The 24,865-nt window shown below is 44.6% G+C and carries 20 protein-coding genes; 11 read left to right on the top strand and 9 right to left on the bottom strand.

The window, feature by feature from the left end:
- Positions 1–60: 60 nt before the first annotated feature.
- Positions 61–1,944: an ABC-F family ATP-binding cassette domain-containing protein gene (locus tag C1N53_RS12105; protein ID WP_137759559.1), complete on the top strand. Its 1,884-nt coding sequence runs from the start codon at positions 61–63 to the stop codon at positions 1,942–1,944.
- A gap of 87 nt (positions 1,945–2,031) precedes the next feature.
- Here the strand turns inward: C1N53_RS12105 and C1N53_RS12110 are convergent, their stop codons facing one another.
- Both C1N53_RS12110 and C1N53_RS12115 read right to left on the bottom strand, forming a co-directional pair.
- A complete protein-coding gene (locus C1N53_RS12110) occupies positions 2,032–2,703 on the bottom strand; it encodes a hypothetical protein (RefSeq protein WP_137759560.1) in 672 nt (223 codons plus the stop codon).
- A gap of 168 nt (positions 2,704–2,871) precedes the next feature.
- Positions 2,872–3,627, bottom strand: coding sequence for a YebC/PmpR family DNA-binding transcriptional regulator (locus tag C1N53_RS12115; protein ID WP_137759561.1), 756 nt, complete (start codon positions 3,625–3,627; stop codon positions 2,872–2,874).
- Positions 3,628–4,400: 773 nt separating this feature from the next.
- Here C1N53_RS12115 and C1N53_RS12120 point away from each other — a divergent pair.
- Positions 4,401–5,768: a DEAD/DEAH box helicase gene (locus C1N53_RS12120; protein ID WP_137761488.1), complete on the top strand. Its 1,368-nt coding sequence runs from the start codon at positions 4,401–4,403 to the stop codon at positions 5,766–5,768.
- 350 nt (positions 5,769–6,118) lie between these two features.
- Positions 6,119–8,578 carry an outer membrane beta-barrel family protein gene (locus C1N53_RS12125; RefSeq protein WP_137759562.1) on the top strand — a complete coding sequence of 820 codons (2,460 nt, stop codon included), beginning with the start codon at positions 6,119–6,121 and terminating at the stop codon, positions 8,576–8,578.
- Positions 8,579–8,647: 69 nt separating this feature from the next.
- On the opposite strand, the gene C1N53_RS12130 is transcribed toward C1N53_RS12125, so the two are convergent.
- The 5 genes from C1N53_RS12130 to rocF form a co-directional block, all read right to left on the bottom strand.
- On the bottom strand, positions 8,648–8,938 hold the full coding sequence (locus C1N53_RS12130; protein ID WP_137759563.1) for a hypothetical protein: 291 nt from the start codon (positions 8,936–8,938) through the stop codon (positions 8,648–8,650).
- Positions 8,939–9,160: 222 nt separating this feature from the next.
- On the bottom strand, positions 9,161–10,096 hold the full coding sequence (locus C1N53_RS12135) for a 1,4-dihydroxy-2-naphthoate polyprenyltransferase (protein WP_137759564.1): 936 nt from the start codon (positions 10,094–10,096) through the stop codon (positions 9,161–9,163).
- Between the two features lie 78 nt (positions 10,097–10,174).
- The gene (locus tag C1N53_RS12140) at positions 10,175–10,660 is read right to left on the bottom strand and encodes a glutathione peroxidase (RefSeq protein WP_240773208.1); all 486 of its coding nucleotides are present in this window, start codon (positions 10,658–10,660) and stop codon (positions 10,175–10,177) included.
- Between the two features lie 236 nt (positions 10,661–10,896).
- Positions 10,897–12,687 carry an arginine--tRNA ligase gene (argS, locus tag C1N53_RS12145; RefSeq protein WP_137759566.1) on the bottom strand — a complete coding sequence of 597 codons (1,791 nt, stop codon included), beginning with the start codon at positions 12,685–12,687 and terminating at the stop codon, positions 10,897–10,899.
- Complete coding sequence (rocF, locus tag C1N53_RS12150) at positions 12,687–13,658, bottom strand: arginase (RefSeq protein ID WP_137759567.1); 972 nt, start codon at positions 13,656–13,658, stop codon at positions 12,687–12,689. The genes argS and rocF overlap by 1 nt, the downstream gene beginning before the upstream one ends.
- Positions 13,659–13,834: 176 nt before the next feature.
- Between rocF and C1N53_RS12155 the strand changes: the two genes are divergently transcribed.
- On the top strand, positions 13,835–15,232 hold the full coding sequence (locus tag C1N53_RS12155; protein WP_137759568.1) for an arginine decarboxylase: 1,398 nt from the start codon (positions 13,835–13,837) through the stop codon (positions 15,230–15,232).
- A gap of 292 nt (positions 15,233–15,524) precedes the next feature.
- On the opposite strand, the gene C1N53_RS12160 is transcribed toward C1N53_RS12155, so the two are convergent.
- A complete protein-coding gene (locus tag C1N53_RS12160) occupies positions 15,525–16,058 on the bottom strand; it encodes an HAD-IIIA family hydrolase (RefSeq protein WP_137759569.1) in 534 nt (177 codons plus the stop codon).
- Positions 16,059–16,339: 281 nt separating this feature from the next.
- Between C1N53_RS12160 and C1N53_RS12165 the strand changes: the two genes are divergently transcribed.
- The 7 genes from C1N53_RS12165 (at position 16,340) to C1N53_RS12195 (ending at position 23,777) form a co-directional block, all read left to right on the top strand.
- Positions 16,340–17,074: a polyprenol monophosphomannose synthase gene (locus C1N53_RS12165; RefSeq protein ID WP_137759570.1), complete on the top strand. Its 735-nt coding sequence runs from the start codon at positions 16,340–16,342 to the stop codon at positions 17,072–17,074.
- A 174-nt stretch (positions 17,075–17,248) separates the two neighbouring features.
- A complete protein-coding gene (locus tag C1N53_RS12170) occupies positions 17,249–18,190 on the top strand; it encodes a TerC family protein (RefSeq protein WP_137759571.1) in 942 nt (313 codons plus the stop codon).
- Between the two features lie 318 nt (positions 18,191–18,508).
- Positions 18,509–19,603: a chorismate mutase gene (locus C1N53_RS12175; RefSeq protein WP_240773209.1), complete on the top strand. Its 1,095-nt coding sequence runs from the start codon at positions 18,509–18,511 to the stop codon at positions 19,601–19,603.
- Positions 19,604–19,977: 374 nt separating this feature from the next.
- Positions 19,978–20,868 (top strand): prephenate dehydratase, encoded by an 891-nt coding sequence (locus C1N53_RS12180; RefSeq protein ID WP_137759572.1) that lies wholly within the window; start codon positions 19,978–19,980, stop codon positions 20,866–20,868.
- Between the two features lie 7 nt (positions 20,869–20,875).
- A complete protein-coding gene (locus C1N53_RS12185; RefSeq protein WP_137759573.1) occupies positions 20,876–22,066 on the top strand; it encodes a pyridoxal phosphate-dependent aminotransferase in 1,191 nt (396 codons plus the stop codon).
- Positions 22,053–23,180: a chorismate mutase gene (locus tag C1N53_RS12190; RefSeq protein WP_137759574.1), complete on the top strand. Its 1,128-nt coding sequence runs from the start codon at positions 22,053–22,055 to the stop codon at positions 23,178–23,180. Before C1N53_RS12185 ends, C1N53_RS12190 begins: the two co-directional genes overlap by 14 nt.
- A 270-nt stretch (positions 23,181–23,450) precedes the next feature.
- Entirely contained in the window at positions 23,451–23,777 is a 327-nt protein-coding gene (locus tag C1N53_RS12195) for a DUF3817 domain-containing protein (protein WP_137759575.1), read from the top strand.
- Between the two features lie 115 nt (positions 23,778–23,892).
- On the opposite strand, the gene C1N53_RS12200 is transcribed toward C1N53_RS12195, so the two are convergent.
- Positions 23,893–24,789: a LysR family transcriptional regulator gene (locus C1N53_RS12200; RefSeq protein WP_137759576.1), complete on the bottom strand. Its 897-nt coding sequence runs from the start codon at positions 24,787–24,789 to the stop codon at positions 23,893–23,895.
- Positions 24,790–24,865 lie beyond the last annotated feature (76 nt).

Here is a 24,865-nt window from a genome sequence, read left to right on the forward strand (position 1 = left end):
ATTTTGGCTAGCCTGTTTTATTTTACAGCCTACAAAGCTTTTAAATGCTTAAATTTGTATATGAATTATTTATCTGCAGAAAATATATCTAAAAGCTTCAGCGAACGCTGGCTGTTTAAAAACTTAAACTTCGGTATCAGCCAGGGCCAGCGTGTGGCGCTGGTGGGTGTAAACGGCTCAGGCAAAACAACATTACTGAATGTGCTGGCAGGAAAAATTCCGCCCGACGAAGGCAGTGTAAGTGTACGCAAGGAGGTGAGCATAGGCTATTTGGGCCAGAATCCTGAATTTGACGAGGAAGCGACTGTACAGCAAGCCATTTTTTCGAACCAGAACGAGGTGCTGGAGACTATTAAGGCATACGAAGCTGCCATTGCCGATACCAACACCAGCTCTGCTAAAATGCAGCAACTGATGGAGCGTATGGATGAACTCCAGGCCTGGGATTTTGAAGTGAAGGTAAAGCAGATCCTTTCGAAACTTGGTATTCATAACCTCGACAACTACATAAAGCATCTTTCCGGAGGCCAGCGCAAACGAATTGCCATGGCCCGTGTACTGATAGAAGAACCGAACATGCTTATCCTGGACGAGCCAACCAACCACCTCGACCTGGAAACAATTGAGTGGCTGGAGAATTTGCTCTCTACCCAGAATACGACCCTGCTGATGGTAACCCACGACCGTTATTTTCTGGATAAGGTAGCCAATGAGATTGCTGAACTGGATAATGGCCAGCTCTATACTTACAAGGGCAACTATAGTTACTTTGTCGAGAAAAAAGCAGAGCGCGAGGAAATGGCTGTTGCCGAAACAGAAAAGGCCCGTAACCTGATGCGCAAAGAACTGGACTGGATCAGGCGACAGCCCAAAGCCAGGGGGACCAAAGCAAAATACCGGGTAGATGCGTTTGAGGAGCTAAAAGAAAAAGCTGCCAAGAAAACAGCTGCTCCACAACTGGAGCTATCTGTTAAAACAACCCGCCAGGGAGGCAAAGTAATAGAGGTAGAGCATATTTCGAAAACATTCGGAGACAAGAAAATTGTAGACGATTTTACTTATGTCTTCAAAAAGAAAGACCGCTTAGGTATAGTCGGGCCAAATGGTGCAGGCAAATCTACTTTCCTGAACATGCTAACCGGTAAGCTTGCGCCAGACCAAGGCACTATTATAGCAGGACAAACAACTATTTTCGGCTATTATACCCAGGATGAGCTTACCTTCCGCGACGACCAGCGCGTGATTGACATTGTAAAGGAAATAGCCGAAGTAGTTGAAATGGCTAACGGAGAAGTGATCACTGCATCGCAGTTCCTACAGCATTTCCAGTTTCCGCCAGCTCAACAGTATACGTTCGTCAGCAAACTGAGTGGCGGCGAAAAAAGAAGGCTTCAGTTACTGCGTGTACTCATCAAAAACCCGAATTTCCTTATTCTGGATGAGCCAACCAACGACCTCGATATCATCACACTGAATATTCTGGAAGATTTTCTCCTGAATTTCGGAGGGTGCCTGCTTATTGTTTCACACGACCGCTACTTTATGGACAGGCTGGTAGAGCATTTGTTTGTATTTGAGGGAGAAGGCAACATCCGAAACTTTCCGGGCAACTATACCGATTACCGCGAATGGCTTAAAGAACAGGAAAAGCAGGAACAGGAAGTTAAGAAACCTGCCGCATCAGCTCCTGTATTGAAACAACAGCAGCCTGCAGCCTCATCGGGCAAGCGAAAAGCATCTTATAACGAGAAGAAAGAGTATGAGCAACTCGAAAAAGAGATTCCTAAACTGGAGGCACGTAAGACCGAAGTTATTAACCTGATGAATGCCGGCACCACCACCGACCACGAGCAGCTTACGGCCTGGGCAAAGGAACTGGAGCAGCTAAACGAAGAACTGGAAGAGAAGGAAATGCGCTGGCTCGAATTATCTGAAGTTATTTAAGCCCCTTATAGCATTAAGCCCCGCTTCTATAGATATACATCTGCTATAGAAGCGGGGCTTATGTATTGCATTACATTTTGCCATCAGCTAATGTGTTAGCTGGTGGTTCATCATAAAGCCGAGTTTTTTATTTGAAGTGAGGTGCATGTTATCGAACTTCTGCTTTAAACTTATCTTTTCGATATCACTTACATCCTGCCCCATTAGATCATTGTTTACTGCGGCTATCATAGCACTTTCAACTATTATGCGAAGATCTTCGTCCTTAAGCGGGTTTTTGGAGAAGCCCTCGAATGGCAAATCCATCTGCTTTACTCCTTCCAGGCAAAAATGCTTTTCAAAATTGATCAGCATGCGCCCAATCAGGTAACCCGGATCATCCAGGCGACCATACTTGATGGAGTCGGCCATAAAATTATAAGCCATGATATGGCCAAAGAACCTTCGCCTGAAATCTTCCTGCACATAGCTGCTCTGCATAATTTTATAATCGTCAGGAAACGTAATGATGTTGGAGTGCATTATAAAGATGAGCAGGTCGCCAGAGAACTTAATATTGAATTCGTATTCGTTAATCTCTTTATACTCAATAATTATGTTAGCATCGTATTGTGTGATACGCTCAGAAAGTTCATCTACTACTTCCCGGGCTACTTCCTTCAGTTTTGCAAATGTCTCTTTTGTATTGCGGAATATGAGCTGTTTAGTCGCAGACTTTTGCTGCATCCCGTTTACAATACTATCTAGTCTGTCTTCCATAGAGGTGTCGAATATCATTTGGTCCTTGCCTTATGTACAGTAATTTAAGTTACTAGGTTTAAAATTAGCCATGGCTGCAAAACAACTCATAAGGCTTGATTTGTACTCCGAAGATGCTTCAAGCAAGCAGCACCGCCTATAATACGGGGCTTTCGGCATTTCTACAAATCAGGCATCAAGCTCCTGTAACTGCTCCTCGTTCAGCTCCAGGTTATGATAGACTCTTTGTATATCGTCATCATCTTCAAGCGCCTCGATAAACTGCAAAATCTTTCTTACTGCCTCATTGTCTTCCACCATCACTGTTGTTTTCGGGATACGCTGCAGTTCGGCACTTTCCAATTCAAGCTCCAACTCTTCCACCTTCTTTTGCATTGCCCCAAAATCTTCCATCGCACAGTATACCGTTATATACTCTTCATCAAACACAACTTCCTCAGCGCCGGCATCAATCATCAGGAGCGTAAATTCCTCCTCATCCGGGAGCTCATCTGCCTTATTTTTGAGAACGAACACGCCTTTCCTGTCGAAAATAAACTCCAGAGAGCCATTGGTACCTAAACTACCGTTGTACTTATTGTAAAGCGTGCGAAGGTTCTGTACCGTCCGGTTAATGTTATCTGTCATGGCTTCCGCAAATATGGCCACACCATTTGTAGCATAGCCCTCGTAGCTAACTTCCATGTAATTGGCATCGTTCCCCTCTCCTTTGCGTATGGCCCGCTCTATATTATCTTTTGGCATGTTAACAGCCTTTGCACTTTGTATAGCCAGGCGCAGGCGAGGGTTACCGGCAGGATCAGGACCTCCCTCTTTGGAGGCAACCGTTATCTCTTTAATTAGCTTGGTAAAGATTTTAGAGCGCTTCGCGTCTAAGGCTCCTTTTTTTCGTTTAATCTGCGACCATTTGTTGTGCCCAGCCATTGTATCAGAAATGCTTTGTTGTAATGATATGGGTTTCTCTTTACCTGCTAACACCCCTGAAGGTTATTTCCACAGGTTTTGTCAGCTCAAAATTAACAAAATGTAAATTTTTATTGAGGCTGCTTTGCTGAAGCAATAATTTTGCAGGAGCCTGCAAAATAAAAAGAGAGTCCTGCTCACGAGCAGGACTCTCTTTTCATGTCTGGTATGACGGAGTCTATATCCTATAAAAATAGAAAGATCGCATTAATTATGTTAACACCAAGCAACAAATAGAAGTTTGGTGATTCTTGTATGGCTTTTTTCATATCCTATTTCTAGTATTATATTTTCAAATTAAGTCTATTGTAATTACAAAAGCTTTATGGAACATTACGTCGTAAAATTGGCTTTGTTTCACCTTAAATATAACTTAACATATAGTAAAATAAATATAAGGATATTATTATATAAGCTCTATCAATACGCAACCAGGCATTTGCAGACAGTTGTGGCAGCCTGTAAGCATGAGCAGCAAGAACTAAAATTGAATTATTCTCACAGCCTCACATCTCCTTCTGGCATTTATCAAACGTAAATAGCTCAGGCGTATAACCTAAAACATGATTAGTTTGCACGAAGCGTATTGTTAGCAACATAATTATTGTATCTTTACTTTAATCTAAACTGTATTTGCTGAAGCAAATAGGTTTTTTCAAAAAGCAAAATCATTAGAAACTTTGGACTTTCGTTCGTTTAACTTACACGAAGATGTAATAACTGGTATAGAATCGATGGGATACAATTCCCCTACACCAGTTCAACAGCAGGCTATTCCGCTCATCTTGGATCAGAAAGATATTATAGCCTGTGCGCAAACGGGTACCGGCAAAACTGCTGCTTACCTTCTGCCACTTATAGACCGTATTTCACATGCAAATGCCAGCCACACCAGCACCTTGGTACTGGTGCCAACCCGGGAACTCGCCAAGCAAATAGACGAGCAGGTGGAAGGCTTTGGCTATTTCGCATCGGTTAGCTCTATCGCCATTTACGGTGGCAACAAAGGCGGCGAGTGGGACCAACAGAAACGGGCTCTTACCTCCGGTGCCGATATTATAATAGCTACGCCAGGCCGGCTAATGTCGCACATGGCGCTTGGTTATGTAAAACTCGACCAGCTCGACTACCTGGTTTTAGACGAAGCCGACAAGATGCTGGACATGGGTTTTATGGACGATATACTTAAAATTGTACGCCAGTTACCTACCAAGCGCCAAACGCTTTTATTCTCTGCTACCATGCCTCGCAAAATCAGGGAGTTGGCAAAGCAGATTCTGCAGCAACCTGAAGAGATAAACCTGGCTATTTCGAAACCAGCCGAAGGTATAGACCAGCGCCTATACCTAACCTTCGATAACCAAAAGCTACCTCTTCTGGAGCATTTACTGCGCCAGTTGGAAGTACAGAGCATGATCATCTTTACTTCCCGAAAATCGAATGTAAGCCAGATTGTCAGATCTTTACAGAAGATGGGCTTTGAAGCGGAGGGCATACAATCCGACATGAACCAGGATGAGCGGGAGAAGGCACTACAAGGGTTCAAAAACAAACAATATCAGATACTGGTAGCGACCGATATTCTTTCCAGGGGTATTGATATAGACAGCCTGAGCCACGTGGTAAACTTTGACATGCCACAGGATGCCGAAGATTATGTGCACCGGGTAGGACGTACTGCCAGAGCTGCATCAACCGGAATGGCCATTACCTTTGTAAATGAAAAAGACATGTACCGGGTGCAGAAGGTAGAGCGGCTTATAGAGCGCGAACTTCCGAAACTGCCTTTACCGGAAGACTTTGGTCCAGGCCCTGCCTATGATCCTACACGCCGGGATGACAAAAGCGGCAGAAACAAAAGCAGGAACCCGAATGCCAGACCCGATAACAAAGACAAACGCAGCAAGCACCATCGGGGAGAAAGTAAAAACCGGTCCAGGCCAAAGCCGGAACAGGCTGGCACAGCACCTACAGCACAAGCTGTAGAACAGGCACAGGCAGGACAGGCACCAGCTTCAGGTCAACCTCGCAAAAACAATAGAAACAGAAATAGAAACCGCAACAAACCTTTGGGACCAAAACCTGAAAAAACTGACAGTTAATGAAAAGCCTTCCGAATGGAAGGCTTTTTTGTTCTTCAACAAGTAGTTTATATCCTATATAGCCTATACTATATAAAGCGAGATACCGTTTTAGTATTTATATAATACAGTAACAATCATTATAACATCATACAAAATTGTTTTAGCATTACCGAGCTAAATCGTTTAATAGTCTTAATCGAAGATTATTTTTAATTAATTTTAACTAAAAAAATAGTTAATGTTAGAACAATTGTTATCTTTGGATAAATAATTTACCTACCGGCAGTAAAGTGCGAGAGTGAGAAAGAGCAAGTGAAGTCTGCAGTATAGGCTATACCTCGTTTTCTAATTTTTCAACAATAAATGTTATGAGACAAGCTTTCCTCCTCTTCTTTCTCTGCTGCTGTTTTACAGCATCCTATGCACAAACCATTTTACCAGTTTCGGATGGCGTTATAAAAGGAGTTGTAGCAGACTCCGCCAATGCCGCTAAATTAGGTTTTGTTACAGTTGTACTAAAAGAGGCTGGCAAAGATCAGGCTATCAAAAGTACCTACACCAAAGACAACGGCTCTTTTGAAATAAGTGGTTTACCGTACAACAAGTACCAGCTCATTATAAACTACATGGGCTATCAACGCAAAACCATCGATATTGCAAACCTCTCCGCCACCCATACGACCGTCGATCTGGGGAGCATTCTTCTCACCTCTACAACCACACAGTTAAAAGAGGTAGAAGTAACTGCCGAAAAGCTGCTGGTAACGCAGGATGTAGATAAAATTGCCTATAACGTTGATGCAGACCCCGAAAGCCAGACACTCACAGCCCTGGACATGCTGCGGAAAGTACCACTTTTAAGTGTGGATGCCGAAGACAATATTCAGTTGAATGGCAGTGGCAGCTACAGAATCCTTATTAATGGTAAAACCTCGTCTCTTTTTGTGCGCAACCCGAAAGATGTGTTTAAAAGTATGCCCGCCAGCACGATCAAAAGCATCGAGGTTATCACCAACCCTCCTTCCAAATATGAGGCAGAGGGTGTAGGCGGCATCATTAACATTATCACACACAAGAAAAACATTGGAGGCTATAATGGTTCAATTAACCTGGGAGTAAGCGAACCAAGAGGAGTAAACGCAGGTGGTTATTTAACAGCCAAAGCAGGCAAATTCGGTTTCTCAGGCTACTTCGGCCAAAGCACCTACTACAGCCCTACAAGCAGAAACTATTCGCTACGGGAAGACCGGATATTTAATACCGAATTAGAACAAATCGGCAGAAGCAACAGCGAAGGAAACTTCCAGTATTTTAGTGGTGAGGTAAGTTTTGAGCTCGACACCCTTAACCTGTTTACAGCCAACTATAACTTTAACATAAGCAACGGAGAAAATACCAATTTCCAGGACGTAAACCAGGTGGATTATACAGGCCAGCCAATTCGTGCTTTCTCCCGCATTTCAGATGGCACCAACGAATGGAGTGGCAACGACTTTGGTGTTGATTACCAGCGCACCTTTAAAAAGAGCAAAGAGCAGCTTTTTACCCTTTCTTATAAGTACAATTCCAGCGGTAACGGTAGCTTATCTAACTTCAGAACCGAGCCTCGCCTAAACTACAGCTCTGAAGCTTATGCTACCGAAAACGATGGCAGATCGACCGAACATACTGTTCAGGCAGACTATGTACAGCCAATTAAGAAACACACCTTCGAAGTTGGTGTAAAAGGTATTTTCAGGCTTAACAGCAGCGACTATTTTTATAAACGGTTTACAAACATTGATCTGGGAACATACGAGCTTGTACCGGAACTGAGCAACAACTTCGACTACAGGCAGGACATTTATGCAGCTTACTCTTCCATTAACCTGAAAAAAGACAAATGGGGCATGAAGGTGGGCCTCCGTTTAGAAGAAACTGTAATTGATGCAAATTTCAGATCGTCTAAAAGGTTTGTGGAACAGGATTACTTTAACCCGATCCCGAACGTAACCATATCGCGCATGCTCAAAAGTATGAGCTCAGTCCGGTTTTCTTATACACAGCGAATTGAACGACCGAGCCTGTACCTGATTAACCCATACGTAAATGCGATAGATACTTTTAACATCAGCTATGGCAACCCTAAACTGGAGCCAGCCACTAACAATGTATTTACCCTGGCCTATAATACGTTTATAAAGGGCTCGTCTATCAATGCCAGTCTGTTCCATAACTTTACCAATAACTCCATCCAGCGCTATACCACTTTAGGTTCTGATTCTATCGCCAGAACTACCTACGAAAACATTGGCAAAAACAGGACCTATGGCCTATCGCTTTTCGGAAACACTACCTTATTTAAGAAACTCAGTATAAACCTGAATGGTACGCTTAATTATGTTCAGCTGAATAGCTTTGTTGATGGCCAGCCACAGGATAACAGCGGCTTAACGGCCAATATCTTCGCCTATAGCAGCTATCGGTTTGAGAAAGACTGGAGACTGAGCGGCAACATAGGCTATAACTCGCCGAGTGTATTGCTGCAAGGCAGATCAGCTGGCTATATGTTTAACAGCCTGTCTCTGAGTAAGCAATTCCTGAAAGAAAATAAGGCCACCGTTAATTTTTCCGTCTCCAACCCTTTCCAGAAAGAACGCCGTTACTTTAACGAAGTACAAGGGCCTGAATTTACACAGCTCATGGAATCGTATTTTATTCAAAGGAGGTTTAACCTGTCTTTTAACTATCGCTTTGGTAAGCTGAAAGGCGATATTGCCCGCAAGAAACGCGGTATCAAAAACGACGACTTATCTGGCGGCGGCGGAGAACAAAAATCGGGCAACTAAACCTGGTTAAGCCATAAACAAAGAGGGCCGCTTTAAAAGCGGCCCTCTTTGTTTATGGCTTAGATAAAACTAAGCAGATATTTTAAATTTCTTCAGGTCTTCTACTGGTCCAATTTGCGTCTTTGCCACCGTCATTCCCCATCTTCTCAGGTGTACTTCAACGGGAGCCATGTTTTTAGTGAAATCAGAAGAGATTACTTTGCCATAAAACTCTTTTGCTTCTTTGCTGGCACCTCTCTCAAAAGAATGCTTCGACTGGTTTTTGTTAACAGGCATACCAGGTATAATCTGGTAATTAGTACAAATTACTTCATACTTTGGAAGAAAAGGCTTTACAACCTTCTTAAGCAATGTTTTCATGGATTAATTCAATTATTTAAGATTGGCTCTTACAATATAAATCATTAATTTATTGTAATGCAAAAGACAATTAAAATAATTTATCGGTTCCTGAAAATCGGCTACACATCAAAATTTAATAAAAATAAAAGCTTGTAAAAACCCGCAGCCTTTTAACTATACCTCTGTAAAATTATATTTTATTTAATATTAGCTGCGCCTTTGAATACCAGATTACTAATTTTATAGCAACTGCCCTATTCCGAAAAGTAGTACAAACAGCAAGGTAGAAAGCGCCATTTGCTTCAGGTAAGGATCCAGCTGCTGTGATGTTTGCTTCCTCCAAACGTTTATACCATTTAACAGCAAAAGCGGCAGCACCAGCAAGAATAAGAATTGCCACCAGCTGGCAAAGTTCAGGGCTGCATAAACCACCGCGCTTAACACACCTCCTGCCAAAAGAAACAGATGGTATATGCGGGCACGCACAGGCCCCAAACGAACAGGTATAGATATTTTTCCGGCTAAACGATCAGAATTAATATCGCGGATATTATTTACATTCAGCACCGCTGTGGAGAAGAAGCCGCAAACCAACGCAGGCAGTACCACATCGGCGTGAAATACCTGCGCCTGCAAAAAATAGGTACCCAGCACTCCTACCAATCCAAAGAAAATAAATACCGAAATATCGCCCAGCCCTGCATAGCCGTAAGGTTTGGAACCAGCCGTATAGTTGATGGCAGCCCAAATACAGGCCAGTCCTATTCCCAGGAACAGCAATGCCAGCAGCATTCCCTCCGTGCCAAATGCCACCCACAATAGCAGCAACCCCGAAATCAGGGAAAGAAGGCTAAAAACAATCATGCCCTTCTTCATATGCGCTGCCTTAATCAGGCCCGCCTGTACAGCCCGTTTCGGCCCTTCCCGGTGCACACTATCTGCCCCATGCACAGAATCGCCATAGTCGTTGGCCAGGTTAGACAGTATTTGCAAAAAAAGCGTGGTTAGCACACACAGGCTAACAATAGCGCCATTAAAGGCTCCATGAGCCGCAGCCATAAAGCCCCCCATCGCTATACAGGAAAATGCCAGAGGCAGCGTACGCGGCCTAAAAGCGGAAATCCAGGCCCTGACAAGGCCTGGATTTGATGCTGGTTGTGTTGATGTATATTCCAAAATAGTTGCTTCGTTCCATTACCGCTGCACAGTTTATGCTGGCAGCAATTTAAGAGTGCAGTAAACGAACTGCCCGGTTTACTTTATAGCAGCGATCAGCTCCTCCCCCATTGGGTTCACTTTAGAAGGGAAGAATGCCACTACCTTGCCCTGCTCGTTTATAAGATACTTGCAGAAGTTCCAGCTAGGTTTATCCTTGTTAGGTGAGTTTTGCTCTAACCAGGTATAAAGAGGTGCTCTGTCGTCGCCCACCACTGATATTTTTTCGAATAGCGGAAACGTAACGCCAAAGTTCTTCTGGCAGAAAGCTGCAATATCCTCGTTAGAACCCGGCTCCTGGCCCCCAAAATTATTGGCAGGGAAGCCAAGCACTATAACTTTGTTGCCGTAAGTTTCATGCAGCTTCTGAAGGTCAGCATACTGTTTGGTGTACCCGCACTCAGAGGCTGTGTTTACCACCAGCACCTTTTTTCCTTTATATTGCGAGAAATCAACATCTTTTCCATCCACTGACTTCATTTTGAAGCTGTAAAAGCCCTTGGTTTCAGCACTTGTATTTTCCATAATTGTATTTCGGTTAGTAATATCACTTATTGGCGATAAATCAGGAGCAGCCCACGAAACTACAGCAGCTAATAACAATATAAATACCAGTGTCTGGAATAAGAATTTAGCTTCTCTTGTCATTTTAGTTCAAATTCAGAATTGTTCTACGAATTATGAATATTATAGGAAATAACCTAATACCTAAACGACTTTTTTTTCTTTATCACTAACTTCAGACAGAATAAAGAAAAAGGCTACATGCGCTCCGGCACTTCTATTCCTAGTAAACTCATGCTTACACGAATAAAGCGGGCTACCGCTCCAGACAGTGCTATTCTAAAACAACGAGCCTCCTCATTAGTTTCATTAAAAATCGAAATTTCCTGATAAAAACGATTATAGGCTTTTGCTAACTCATACGCATAGTTTGCAATGATAGACGGCGCATACAAATTGCCCGCCTCTTTTACTGTATTGGAGAAGTTTACGAGCTGGGCAATTACCTCTTGCTCTGTCTCGTGCAGCTCTGCAAACTGTTCAAAAGCAGCTATATCCACAGCAATCCCTAATTCATTTGCTTTACGCAAAATTGCAGAGATACGGGCATGGGTGTATTGAATGAAAGGCCCGGTGTTTCCTTTAAAGTCAATCGACTCCTGCGGATTAAACAGCATCCGCTTTTTCGGATCCACCTTTAGCAGGAAATATTTCAGCGCCCCCATTGCCAACGTATGATACAGCCGCTGCGCCTCATCCGGTGTAAACCCGTCTATCTTTCCGAGTTCCTCTGTCTGCTGGCGTGCGGTGTCAATCATTTCAGCCACCAGCTCGTCTGCATCTACCACAGTACCCTCCCTCGATTTCATTTTACCGGAAGGCAGGTCTACCATGCCATAAGACAAGTGGTATATTCCTTCGGCATAAGGCTTGCCAAGCTTTTTCAAGATAGCTTTGAGCACCTGGAAATGATAGTTCTGCTCATCGGCCACAACATATACCGACTGGTCGTACGGAAAGTCGTTGTACTTTAGTTCTGCTGTTCCAAGGTCCTGGGTAATGTATACGGAGGTACCATCGCCACGCAGCACCAGTTTCTGGTCCAGCCCTTCATCCGTCAGGTCTACCCATACAGAACCGTCCTCTTTGCGGTAGAAAACCTCTTTTTGCAGCCCTTCTTCTACCCGCTCTTTGCCGAGCATATAAGTGCCGGACTCATAGTAGAATTTATCAAAGTCAACCCCGATGTTACGGTAAGTTTCATCAAAGCCGGCATATACCCAGCTGTTCATTTGCTTCCAGAGGGCTACCACCTCCGCATCGCCCTGCTCCCACTTCTGCAGCATTTCCTGTGCTTCCAGCATGAGCGGAGCTTTTTTCTTGGCCTCCTCTTTATCCATTCCATTGGCCACCAGCTCATCTATCTGCTCTTTATAGGCTTTATCAAAAAGCACATAGTATTTGCCAGCCAGATGGTCTCCTTTAATGCCGCTGCTTTCCGGCGTTTCGCCATTTCCCAGCTTCTGGTAAGCCAGCATCGACTTACAGATATGGATACCACGGTCGTTCACCAGATTAGCTTTCAGTACCTGGTGTCCGTTAGCCTTCAGAATCTCCGCCACCGAATAACCCAGGAAATTATTGCGCAGGTGCCCCAGGTGAAGCGGCTTATTGGTATTAGGAGAAGAATACTCTACTATCACATTTTTACCGGATGCTTCTGCCAGGCCATAGCCCTGGTTCTGCAGCAAGTCCCGGAACAAACGCAACCACTCTTTCTCCTCTACCTCCAGGTTCAGGAAACCCTTTACTACATTATAGTTCTTTATTTCGGCAGCATGCTCTTTCAGGTATGCTCCCAGCGCTTCTCCTATTTGCTCAGGCCCTTTGCCCACCTGTTTGGTATATGGGAAAGTAACAAACGTGAAAGAGCCTGCAAATTCTTTACGGGTGGGCTGCAGGCTTATCTGCACGGCCTCTACAGAAAGATCGAATGTGGCTTTTAGTGCCTCGCTAATGCGCTGGCTAATAGTAGCTTCTAGTTGCATTAATGTATGAGTGTATTTTTTGATTCTTTATAAAGGATGGCCTCCGTTGCTGTTTCCAAAATTTCGAACGCATTTTCGGCCATGGTGTTTTCAGTATCCAGGGTAGGATTTATCTCTGTCATTTCGTAGCAAACCACACGCGGGTCCTGCAGGAGCAGGTAGTTAATTTCTTTTGCCTCTTCTACAGTCAATCCGATTTCTACTGGTGTCCCTGTTCCTTTGGAGAATTTAGAGTCGAGGCTGTCTACATCAAATGAAACATATAAGATGTCGCACTCCTCCAGACGCTTCAGGGCTTCCGATACCACCTGCTGCACGCCCTTAGAAAGCAATTCGGCATACGTAAAATTTTTAATGCCGTACTTCTGTAGCAGGAAATCTTCGGGTTCTTCGGTATCACGCACTACCATATACACCAGGTGCTCCGGTTTTAGCTTAGGTCCGTCGAAGCCGAGTTTCTTAAGCGAGTTCCAGAAAAACACTGTTTCCGGCTCCGGGTCGTTTATCTGCCGGTCAAGGTTATCGAGGTTAAGGGCCATGGCAAGCGGCATACCGTGCACATTTCCCGAAGGAGAAGTATAGGGCGAATGGATATCGGCATGGGCATCAATCCAGATCACGCCTAATGTTTTATCTGGGTAAGCTGCCTTTATACCTGCAATGGTTCCATGAGCATTGGAGTGATCACCGGAGAGCACCAGCGGAAACATATCCATCCGGATAGTTTGTGCCACGGTATTACTGATGTTCTTCTGAACCGTCAGGATACTATCGATGCGGTGCGCGTTCGGGAAAACATCTTTTTCGAACAAAGTATAGTTGAGGTCTGGCACGCTCACAGCATTAAAACGCTTAAAGTAATCAGAGCCTTTGTCCCAGCAGGCTACCCGCAGCGCCTCAATGCCCATACTGGCCCCGCGTGTTCCGGCGCCTAGTTCCGACCGTACCTCAATCAGTTTTACTTTTTCCATGTGTAATGTATTCGTTCACTATAATTTAAGATAAGCCAAACAAACCTCCCTGACCTAAGTATAGGTATAGGGTATAAAATATGTTCGGCCTCAGCTATATAATTTGAACAAACTTTTTGCAAAGATTGTAAAATACAGACAATATTGCATAGCTTATTAAGACTATATCAAACTAAATGGATAAATACTCAGATTTAATACATCAAACCTTTGATTTCCCTACAGAGGAGTTCCAGGTGGAGAACAATGAGCTCTTTTTTAATGGGATCCCCCTTATGGATATCATTAAAGAATATGGCACCCCTCTTAAATTAACTTACTTACCGAAGATTAGTTCTCAAATCCAGAAAGCAAAGCGCCTGTTCGCTGAGTCGATGGAGAAAATTGATTATAAAGGCACTTACACCTATTGCTACTGCACAAAATCGTCGCACTTTAACTTTGTGTTGGAGGAGGCTCTGAAGAACGATATCCATATCGAAACCTCTTCAGGCTACGACATGCAGATTGTGCGGGCACTGTACAAGAAAGGCAAGATCACGAAGGACACGTACATCGTTTGTAACGGGTTTAAGCGTGAGCGTTACCGCCAGTGGATTTCTGAGCTTATAAATGACGGCTTTAAGAATTGCATGCCTATTCTTGACCATTTGGGCGAGATAGAGTATTACAAAGAGCACGTAACGGTTGAGAAATGCAAAGTGGGCATGCGCCTGGCGTCTGACGAAGAACCAAAGTTCGAGTTTTATACTTCCCGCCTTGGAGTGCGCTACAACGATGTAATTGACTTATATGAGCAGCAGATAAAGAACGATCCGAAGTTTGAGCTGAAAATGCTCCATTACTTTATCAACACAGGTATAAAAGACACGTCGTACTACTGGTCGGAACTGAGCCGCTTTGTGCGCAAGTACTGCGAACTGAAGAAGATTTGCCCGGAGCTCGATACGATAGACATCGGTGGCGGCTTCCCGATTAAAACCTCTATTCAGGCCGACTACGACTATCGTTATATGATAGAGGAGATTCTGCGTACCATTAAGCGCATTTGTGGCGCGGAGGGTGTGCCGGAGCCAAATATCTTTACAGAGTTCGGTATTTTTACGGTTGGCGAAAGCGGAGCCACTATTTATTCTATCCTGGATGAAAAACTTCAGAACGATAAAGAATTGTGGTATATGATTGATGGTTCTTTTATCACGAACCTTCCGGATGCCTGGGCACTGAACCAGCGCTGGCCACTGCTTGCCATTAACCATTGGGATAAGAATTACCAAAAAATACAATTAGGAGGCATGACGTGCGACAGCCAGGATTATTACAATTCTGAGATGCACTCGTTCCAGGTGTTCCTGCCGCACTACACAAAGAAGGAGCCATTATACATCGGCTTTTTCCATACGGGTGCTTACCAGGAGTCGCTGAGTGGTTATGGCGGCATCAAACATTGCTTGATTCCTGCCCCTCAGCACGTTATCATCGATAAAGATGAAAACGGGGAGCTGAAATCGTGGCAGTTTGCACCGGAGCAGTCGAGCGAAGCAATGCTGAAAATCCTAGGGTACGAAGTTTAAAAACATGAAATTTTTTATTTTATTTTCATGATGAGGGAATTTTGTTTTTATAAGGATTGTAGTATTTTTGAAATCCCTTAATCTTTTAACCGAAAACAAAATGAAAAAACTTCTATTATTTGGCACTTTTTGCCTGGCTTTAAGCTTAGGATCGTGCAAAACGTACTGCCCGGCTTATAACTATGCGCAGGACACGCAGGCAAAACCTAAAGTATCAAATACAGAAACCTCACCCGTATCTAATAAAGTAAATAGTTAATATACTTGCTTTCAGACATAAAAAAACCAGCTCTTAAGCTGGTTTTTTTATGTCTGAAAGAATCTGTTCTGCTGCCTCCAGCAAATCTTTTGCCTGCCACCTGTAGGCTCCGGACGGTTGGTGCTCTCCTACCAGAACTCCTTTTACGCCTGCTTTCGCGGCAGCCTGCATATCCCGCAGGGCATCTCCCACCATCCAACTTGCAGCAGCGTCTATGTTATACCTGGCAATCGCCCGTTCAAACATCAGGCTATCCGGCTTCCGGGCCAGCGATTCTGAGTATGCCGGATGTGCAGGAGCCATATAGATAGCATTGATTAAACTGCCACAGCTTTCCTGTAACTTCTGATGGCAGGCTATAACCTCCAGTTTACTATATAAACCTTTGGCTATTCCACCCTGGTTCGTTATAACGATCAACAGAAAGCCTTCCTGCTTCAGCATCGCCAGGGCCTCCGGCACGCCGGGTATTACTTCGAATTCGTTCAGTCTATAGGTATAGTCGCCCCGTTCCCTGTTCAGAACTCCGTCACGGTCCAGGAACACACATTTCTGCTTTGGTTGCATGCGTTTGTAATATATTTACTACAAAGGTAAAAGAAGCAACACGAACTTTGTGGCTAAAATTAATTCATGCTGCTATGTATAAGATAGATGCCGCTTCAGCGTTTAAAGTATAGCTTAAGCTAACATAGCCACAGATTTGTCATTAAACCGCTACCTGCCAATTAATTAGCTTTATAATCCAACTTCAACAGCAGCCTTCCGGGCAGAAACAACTTTTATATCTTTTAAATTAATTTAACATCAGATTTAATCCACAATAGCTGATTAGCTATATTTGAAGCATGAAAGACTCGTTGGTGATTATCCCAACCTATAACGAACGGGACAATATTGAGGCTATGGTGAGAAAGGTGATGTCGTTGAGTCACCCGTTCGAGTTGCTGATCATAGACGATGGTTCGCCAGACGGCACAGCCGATATGGTGCGTAGCCTGCAGCAGGAATACCTTGGCCGGCTACATTTAGAGGAGCGAAAAGGCAAGCTTGGTTTAGGAACCGCTTATATTCATGGCTTTAAATATGCCCTGCGTGAAGGCTATGAGTACATCTTTGAAATGGACTGCGATTTTTCGCATAACCCGGAAGACCTTATAAAGCTATATATTGCCTGTGCAGAGGGTGGCTACGATGTAGCCATCGGCAGCCGTTATATACAAGGTGTAAATGTGGTAAACTGGCCCATGAGCCGCGTACTCATGTCGTACTTTGCCAGCCACTATGTGCGCCTGATCACAGGTATGCCTATAGCGGATACCACAGCTGGTTTTAAATGTTACCGCCGTATTGTGCTCGAAACTATACAGCTTAACAAAATCCGTTTCGTAGGCTATGCTTTCCAGATCGAGATGAAGTTCCTGGCCTATAAATATGGGTTTAAAATAAAAGAGGTGCCTATCATTTTCACAGATCGCACCAAGGGTGTTTCCAAAATGTCGAAAGGCATTTTTAAGGAGGCTGTTTTAGGCGTAATCAAAATGAAGGTAAGCTCCTTTTTCCGCCACTTCGACCGCTATTAAAGGCCTTTCCTAAGTAATACATAAACTTTGCCTCCAGATCTGAAAATAGTTTCATAACCCGGAAATATTAATTCACTCTTTTAAAGAACAGGTTTCACAAAAGATTATATTTGTCGGTTCTTTACAGCCGTAGCTATGGCTGAAAGATAGCGATTACCTTTTTTGGATTGTTCTATGGATAACATCATTTTCTGGATCTTGTTTAATGGCTTTGTGCTTTTGCTGCTGGCTCTCGACTTGTTTGTGTTCAACCGCAAAGATCATGAAATTAAAATTAGGGAAGCCTTGCTGTGGAGCGGCTTCTGGATTTTGCTTTCACTGGTATTCAATGCCATTATCTACTACTGGAAAGGCTCCGGGCCTGCCATGGAGTTCCTGACAGCTTACCTGATTGAGAAGTCGCTGAGCGTTGACAACCTTTTTGTCTTTATCCTGATATTCAACTATTTCTCGGTACCACTTAAATTCCAGCATAAAGTCCTTTTCTGGGGCGTTATAGGCGCTCTGGTATTAAGAGCGGCCTTTATCCTGATTGGTGTAGCGTTAATAGCTAAGTTTCATTTCATCATCTATATACTGGGTGCTTTTCTGGTGTATACAGGCGTTAAAATGGCCTTTTCCCAGGATCAGGAAGTACACCCGGAGAACAACCCGTTGGTTAATTTTATAAGCCGCTATATACGCGTAACCAAAACCAGCTACGGAGGCAAATTCTTTGTACGCCATAACCATGCCTTGTATGCCACGCCTTTGTTTATAGTGCTGCTTATGGTAGAAAGTACCGATGTGGTTTTTGCAGCAGACTCTATTCCTGCTATCCTGGCTATTTCAAAAGATCCTTTTATAGTCTATACATCAAATGTGTTTGCCCTCTTAGGCCTTCGGGCGCTATACTTTGCACTGGCAGGCATTATGCAGATGTTCCACTACCTGAACTACGGCCTTTCTCTTATTCTGGCTTTTATAGGTGTTAAGCTTTTATTATCAGATCTGGTAGAAATAGATATGCGCTACGCTTTACTGGTTGTTGCTTTTATACTGGCTGCCTCGGTTATACTATCACTTATCTTCCCCAAGAAAGACAACAAATTACCACCACCCCCTGAAATTCTATAGCACCTCCTGCTAAAAAAGCGAAAAATGCTTTTACACCCCCTGTTAAAACAAGGGTATGAAGACTTCATTTTAAATTAATATTAAAATAATTTGCTATTGGCACTATTACTGCCTATATTTACTTAAATTTTAACAGGGAATATGAATTTAGTCTATACACAAGCATTTAATCTGAAATCTATTGCAGCCTCTCCGAGGCCTTTAGGTGATGCTTTGCGTTGATTAAAAAATGAAAAGATAAACTGAAAAGGCCTCGCTCCCAAAGCGTGGCCTTTTTTATTTCCTAATAACTATATAGAATAAGTAAATTTTGTTCCGATGATTACCAACACATCTCCTGAAATGCTTTACAAGAACAGCAATGTGCTTGCTAAAACGGCAGGGCCAACCATTATAGCTGGCCCATGTAGCGCAGAAAGTGAAGAGCAAATGCTTAAAACTGCTATTGGCCTGAAGAAGCTGCAGGGTGTTACTGTTTTCAGAGCCGGCATCTGGAAACCCCGCACCCGCCTGGGAAGCTTTCAGGGTGTAGGCACTATTGGTTTGGAGTGGCTCAAAACGGTAAAGCAGGAAACCGGCCTGCTTACGTCATGCGAAGTGGCAAACTCCTCTCATGTGGCCGAGGCATTAAAACATGAAGTAGACATCCTTATTATAGGTGCCCATACAACGGTAAATGCTTTTTTAGTACAGGAAATCGCGGAATCATTACGGGGAGTGGATATTCCGGTTATGGTAAAGAACCCTGTTCACCTGCAATTGCAGCTCTGGATCGGTGCTGTAGAAAGGTTCCACCATAGCGGCATCCGCAATATAGGAGCTATACACCGTGGTTTTGCCACCCTCGACAATGCCCCTTACCGCAACCACCCGAAATGGGATCAGGTGCTGGAGTTTAAAAAGGTGTTGCCCGAAATACCTATGTATTGCGACCCAAGCCATATTGCTGGCCGACGCAGCTTGTTGCGCCCCGTGAGCCAGCGCGCCCTGGACTTAGGCTACGATGGACTGGTTGTTGAATCGCACTACAATCCGGCCAAGGCCTTAAGCGACCCGCAGCACCAACTGATGCCACAGGAACTGGATATGCTTCTGCAGACACTTCGGATAGAAGGCATTGATGTGGATGGTGCCCGGAAGAAAGTGCACCTGGAGGAACTACGCAAGCAGATTGAACACCTCGACGATGAGCTGCTGGACCTGTTATCGCGTCGCTCGAAGGTAACTTCTAAGCTGGAAAAGCTGCAAAAGGCTCCGGCAACAGAAGCGCCACAGGCTGCTGTTCATTGGGACCAGGTACTGGAAAGCCTGCTTTCAAAAGCAGATAGTGCCGGCGTTGACAAAGAGTTTGTGCAAACTGTTTTCCAGGAAGTACGGAAACATTACGCTAAAACGTATCTCTATAAAGCCTGACCTGTTATTTCTGCTATATAGCTGAACTTATCATGTTTACTGCCTGTTTAAAATTTACTGATGATCATCTGAACGGAGACAGGTTCTTTGTTCTCCAGGATCGGATTTGAATTATGATTTTGATAGCCACAGAGGCTTTAAAACATAATTTTCAAAAAAAGTAAAGATTTTATTTGGCAGAATAAAAACAACTCACTAAGTTTATGCCATCAAAACAGGACAGACATGATTCAGAACAACGCTTTTTACTTTAGCTTTTACTTTTTTGGTACCCACAGGGGCTCCAGAGGAACGGCTATTGCGTTGTAAAAACATAAACCGAAACTTCAGAAGCCCCGCCTAAAGCGGGGCTTTTCTTTTATACGGCTACTATTATGGCTAAACACATTAAAATTGCAATTCAGGGAGGGCCTGCCTCTTTTCACGATACTGCAGCAAGACAGTATTTCTCACAGGATGTGGTGGATATTCTGCCTTGCGATTCGTTTGTGGAACTGTGCGACGCCCTGCAGGATGGCACGGTGGATTATGCCGTGATGGCCATTGTAAATGCCTTGGCTGGCAGTATCCTGACAAACTATAGCTTGTTGCAGCACCATAACTTCAGCATTATTGGCGAACGCTGGCTTTCCATCGATCAAAACCTGATTGCCTTGCCAGGCACAAAGCTACAGGATATCCATACGGTTTCGTCGCATCCGGTAGCTTTGCTGCAGTGTGGCAACTTCTTAAAGCATCATGCGCATATGTTGCCCCAGGAATCAAGCGATACGGCAGACAGTGTACGGGCTATCAAAGAAAAGAATCTGGCTGGTGCAGCCGCCATTGCCAGCAAGCAGGCAGCCATCCTGTATGACATGGAAATACTGGAGCCAAATATCGCCGACAGAAAAGATAACTATACCCGCTTTCTGGTGCTTTCCAGGGAGCCACAGAAATCAAAAGCCAAACCTGCCGACAAAGCATCGCTTATTTTGCAGGTACCACATGTAGGCAGTTCGCTGGGAGCTGTAATTAATAAGCTCTACCTGCTCGATATGCACATTTCACAAATACAGTCTATCCCTGCACCTCCGCTTAACACGAACCATAACGTGGCCATCGACCTGGAGCACCCGGACCTGAACAAGCTTCTTGTTGCCATCGAAGAACTTCGCCCGCTGGTGCTGGACCTGCAGATTTTAGGCCTTTACCATACAGCTGAAAATCCTTTGGAACTGGAAAATAAAGTAAGTCTGGCCTTAATCGATAATAGCTTAAACTAACAAACATATGATCATACCTAAAGCAGAGCGCCTGAACCATGTACAGGAGTACTACTTCGCCAGAAAGCTGGCTGAAGTAAGTGCGCTGAATGCCCAGGGCAAAAATGTGATTAACTTAGGTATTGGCAGTCCGGATATGCCGCCTTCTGAGGCTACCATAGCCGCTATGAAAAGCTCTGCCTCGCAGCCTTCCGGCCATGGCTACCAGCCTTACCGCTCGTTACCTGCCCTGAGAGAAGCCATGGCAACATGGTATGAGGCTACCTTTCAGGTGCAGTTAAATCCTGCTACCGAGGTATTACCGCTTATGGGATCTAAAGAAGGTGTCTTCCACATCTCTATGGCTTTCCTGAATCCGGGAGATAAGGTACTGGTACCAAATCCTGGATACCCTGCTTATGCCACAACTGCCAGGCTAGCCGGCGCAGAGCCAGTTTACTATAATTTAAGTGAAGAAAACAACTGGCTTCCGGATAAAACAGAGCTGGAGGAACTGGCACGCCAGGGCGTAAAGCTGATGTGGATCAATTACCCGCACATGCCAACAGGCGCCCAGGCAACAGCCGAAACATTGCTGTGGCTGGCAGAACTGGCCCGAAAGCACAGGTTTCTTCTTATCAACGATAACCCGTACAGCCTGGTATTGCCCAATACTGCCCCACAAAGCTTACTCAGCATACCCGATGCCATGGATTGTTGCCTGGAGCTAAACTCCCTCAGCAAATCGCATAATATGGCTGGCTGGCGGGTAGGCATGGTGCTTGGCCGGCAAGACTACCTCGATGCCATACTGGCTGTTAAAAGCAACATAGACTCTGGCATGTTACAAGCCACTCAGCATGCCGCTATAGAGGCCCTGCACAACAACGATGAGTGGCACCTGCAGCGCAACAACGAGTACGCCGGGCGTAGAGAACTGGTATACCGATTACTGGATATGCTGGAATGCAAGTATCAGAAAGATGCCGTGGGCATGTTTGTATGGGCCAGGGTACCCGACCATGTTTCCGATGTAGAAGCCTACTTGGACGAACTGCTTTACGAAGCTTCTGTTTTTCTTACACCGGGCAAAGTATTTGGTAGTCAAGGGGAACGATTTCTAAGAGTATCGCTTTGTGTCACTATACCTCAGCTCGAAGAATCCATTAAACGAATCAATCAACACATTATATCTACAGTTAGCCATGAGCTCAAATAATTCAACACTTCAGTTAGCCGCCAAATCAAGCTTATTGAAAGGAGGTACATTGCCAACAGTAATTGCAGGCCCTTGCAGTGCCGAGAGCGAAGAGCAAATGCTCCAGACAGCACGTGAGCTGCAAAAAGACAGCCGAAGAGTACACATCTTCAGAGCTGGTATCTGGAAACCGCGTACACGCCCTGGTATGTTCGAAGGCGTAGGAAGAGTTGGTCTTGAATGGCTGAGAACTGTAAAGCATGAAACAGGTTTACCAACGGCCGTAGAAGTTGCCAACACCAAACACGTAGAAGAAGCCTTGGAATATGGCGTAGACATTCTATGGGTTGGGGCCCGCACAACTGTTAACCCTTTCTCGGTGCAGGAAGTAGCCGATGCTTTAAAAGGCGTAAATATTCCGGTACTGGTAAAAAACCCGGTTAACCCAGACCTGCAGCTTTGGTTAGGGGCCCTGGAGCGTTTAAACCTGGCAGGCATTACAGATTTAGGTTTAATCCACAGAGGTTTCTCAACTCCTAACAACAAGCCTTACCGTAACCACCCGAAATGGGAGTCTATCCAGCAGATCCGCGAACTGGCACCTGGTGTTCCTATTTTCACAGATCCAAGCCATATTGCAGGACGCCGCGATCTGTTGCAGGCCGTAAGCCAGCAGGCGCTTCACCTGGGTGTGGATGGCCTGATGATTGAAACGCACATTAACCCGGCTGTAGCCCTAAGCGATGCGTCGCAGCAAGTAACTCCGGCAGGCCTTGACGCCCTTCTAAACTCACTCGACCTGGATGCGGAACATGTGGCAAGTGCTGAACAGCTACAGGACCTGCGCATGCTGATCGACAAGCTGGACCAGGAACTCATCAATACATTGTTCCTTCGTTCTGATGTTTCCAGAAGAATCGGCGAGTATAAAAAAGCCAACGGACTGGATATTTTTCAGGCAGACCGCTGGAACCAGATGGTGGAAAAAAGGCTAAAGGCGGCGCAGGAAACAGGCCTGGAGGAAACACTTATCAGAGCTATCTTCGATGCTATCCACGTACACTCTATGGGTATTCAAAACGAGATTTTCAATACACCGGTAAATTCTTCTAAAGCTACTGAGGCTGTAAAATAAGAAGAAGCCCTATAAAGTTTCGCTTATCCGAACACACAAAGGCAGTAGGCCTTGTAGCTCGTACTCACCAGCAGGTACAAAAGCGTTTCCGGCGTTTATCTGCAAAAGTTGGAGCGGGATAAGTTTAATTTCATATCCAATTACTAAAAAGCCCTGTAACAGCTTTAACGCAACTGTTGCAGGGCTTTTTGTTAAATCTAAAGGCAAGAGGCACGATTTCTATTGTTGTTCTGTTAGGGTGCTGATATATTGCATAAAATTTCATCTGATATGAAGACTCCTATCTCCCGCTTCCGCACCATTGGCATTTATGAAGGTATTTCTGCTCTGGTTCTGTTTTTTGTAGCCATGCCACTCAAGTACCTGGCTGGCATACCGGAGGCTGTAAAATATGTAGGCTGGGCACATGGCGTGCTCTTTATACTATACATCATGGCACTGCTACAAGTAACGCTGGTGCATCGGTGGTCGGTTTTAAAAGTAGCGGCCGGCGTTCTGGCTTCGCTCATTCCTTTCGGACCATTTATCCTGGATGCCCGCCTGCTTAAGAATGAAGAGAAAGCAAAAGAGCACCAGGGGGCGAAGCAAGCTGTTTAACCCCTTGCTTCAGCAGCAATACACGCTTACACAGCCATACTTATACATAATAACTTTTCTGGTAGAGCGGCATACACAAAGCTCTCGTGCTGCTTTACCAGCCTAATATCTGGGCTTACCCCAGGTTATAGTGTCGCAGGCAGAATCTTTTAAACAGATCTACCAAAGGTGCGTTTTGCCCATGGAGCGAAATAAACTGGAACGTACGGGAAATATCCAATCCTTTTACATCAATTACGGTTAATTCGCGTTGCTTCAGCTCTTTACTTACAGAATGCATGGAAAGGAAAGCAGCGCATTGCGAATGCAGCAGGTACTGTTTTATACTTTCAGAACTATCCAGGAAGATTTCTGCCTTTAAATCTTTGGCATGTATACCTGCTCCGGCTAAAGATCTCACCACTACATCGCGCGTACCAGAACCATGTTCCCGCATTACCAGAGGCACTGTCAGCAGTTGCTCCAGCTTTATTTCAGCATAACGCGAAAGTTGGTTCCCTGCCTTTGTTACCAGCACAATTTCATCTCTGGCAAAAGGCTCGTAGGTAACCTGCGGATGATGTGAATTCCCTTCTACAATGCCCATATCCAACTGCCCCTGCATCAGGAGTTGCTCTACCTGGTTGCTATTACCTGTAACAAAGCTAAAATTAACTGTGGGTTGAGATGTTTTAAACAAGGCAAGTATGCTAGGTAATACATACTGCGCCAGTGTAGTGCTTGCCCCTACTCTAAGGCTGCCTCCGGCATTGCTGCTAAACTGTGCCAGGTCGTTTTCCAGGGCTGTGTAGGCTTCCTGTATTTTCTGGGCATGTTGCAGGAGCAACTGGCCTGCAGCAGTTAAAGCAATACTGTTCCCATTCCGCTTAAACAAGGCAACACCCAGTTGCTGCTCCAGTTCACGAATATGTTTGGTAACGGCTGGTTGTGTCACAAACAGAGCCTGCGCGGCTTTTGTAAAGCTGAGCTTTTGGGCTACCGTATAAAAGACCTTTAACCGAAAATCGAACATATTGCAAAAGTAGTAAACTGCTATAGATAAACCGACTTTATTCTTTACCACACCCTGCAACACAAAAAAGGTTGCC

The organism is Pontibacter sp. SGAir0037, from assembly GCF_005491705.1.
Classification (GTDB): domain Bacteria; phylum Bacteroidota; class Bacteroidia; order Cytophagales; family Hymenobacteraceae; genus Pontibacter.

Excerpts from the sequence above, each read along its gene's own strand:
- C1N53_RS12105 (WP_137759559.1), top strand. The coding sequence starts at position 61 with ATGAATTATTTATCTGCAGAAAATATATCTAAAAGCTTCAGCGAACGC.
- C1N53_RS12110 (WP_137759560.1), bottom strand. The coding sequence starts at position 2,703 with ATGGAAGACAGACTAGATAGTATTGTAAACGGGATGCAGCAAAAGTCT.
- C1N53_RS12115 (WP_137759561.1), bottom strand. The coding sequence starts at position 3,627 with ATGGCTGGGCACAACAAATGGTCGCAGATTAAACGAAAAAAAGGAGCC.
- C1N53_RS12120 (WP_137761488.1), top strand. The coding sequence starts at position 4,401 with ATGGGATACAATTCCCCTACACCAGTTCAACAGCAGGCTATTCCGCTC.
- C1N53_RS12125 (WP_137759562.1), top strand. The coding sequence starts at position 6,119 with ATGAGACAAGCTTTCCTCCTCTTCTTTCTCTGCTGCTGTTTTACAGCA.
- C1N53_RS12130 (WP_137759563.1), bottom strand. The coding sequence starts at position 8,938 with ATGAAAACATTGCTTAAGAAGGTTGTAAAGCCTTTTCTTCCAAAGTAT.
- C1N53_RS12140 (WP_240773208.1), bottom strand. The coding sequence starts at position 10,660 with ATGGAAAATACAAGTGCTGAAACCAAGGGCTTTTACAGCTTCAAAATG.
- argS (WP_137759566.1), bottom strand. The coding sequence starts at position 12,687 with ATGCAACTAGAAGCTACTATTAGCCAGCGCATTAGCGAGGCACTAAAA.
- rocF (WP_137759567.1), bottom strand. The coding sequence starts at position 13,658 with ATGGAAAAAGTAAAACTGATTGAGGTACGGTCGGAACTAGGCGCCGGA.
- C1N53_RS12155 (WP_137759568.1), top strand. The coding sequence starts at position 13,835 with ATGGATAAATACTCAGATTTAATACATCAAACCTTTGATTTCCCTACA.
- C1N53_RS12160 (WP_137759569.1), bottom strand. The coding sequence starts at position 16,058 with ATGCAACCAAAGCAGAAATGTGTGTTCCTGGACCGTGACGGAGTTCTG.
- C1N53_RS12165 (WP_137759570.1), top strand. The coding sequence starts at position 16,340 with ATGAAAGACTCGTTGGTGATTATCCCAACCTATAACGAACGGGACAAT.
- C1N53_RS12170 (WP_137759571.1), top strand. The coding sequence starts at position 17,249 with ATGGATAACATCATTTTCTGGATCTTGTTTAATGGCTTTGTGCTTTTG.
- C1N53_RS12175 (WP_240773209.1), top strand. The coding sequence starts at position 18,509 with ATGATTACCAACACATCTCCTGAAATGCTTTACAAGAACAGCAATGTG.
- C1N53_RS12180 (WP_137759572.1), top strand. The coding sequence starts at position 19,978 with ATGGCTAAACACATTAAAATTGCAATTCAGGGAGGGCCTGCCTCTTTT.
- C1N53_RS12185 (WP_137759573.1), top strand. The coding sequence starts at position 20,876 with ATGATCATACCTAAAGCAGAGCGCCTGAACCATGTACAGGAGTACTAC.
- C1N53_RS12190 (WP_137759574.1), top strand. The coding sequence starts at position 22,053 with ATGAGCTCAAATAATTCAACACTTCAGTTAGCCGCCAAATCAAGCTTA.
- C1N53_RS12195 (WP_137759575.1), top strand. The coding sequence starts at position 23,451 with ATGAAGACTCCTATCTCCCGCTTCCGCACCATTGGCATTTATGAAGGT.
- C1N53_RS12200 (WP_137759576.1), bottom strand. The coding sequence starts at position 24,789 with ATGTTCGATTTTCGGTTAAAGGTCTTTTATACGGTAGCCCAAAAGCTC.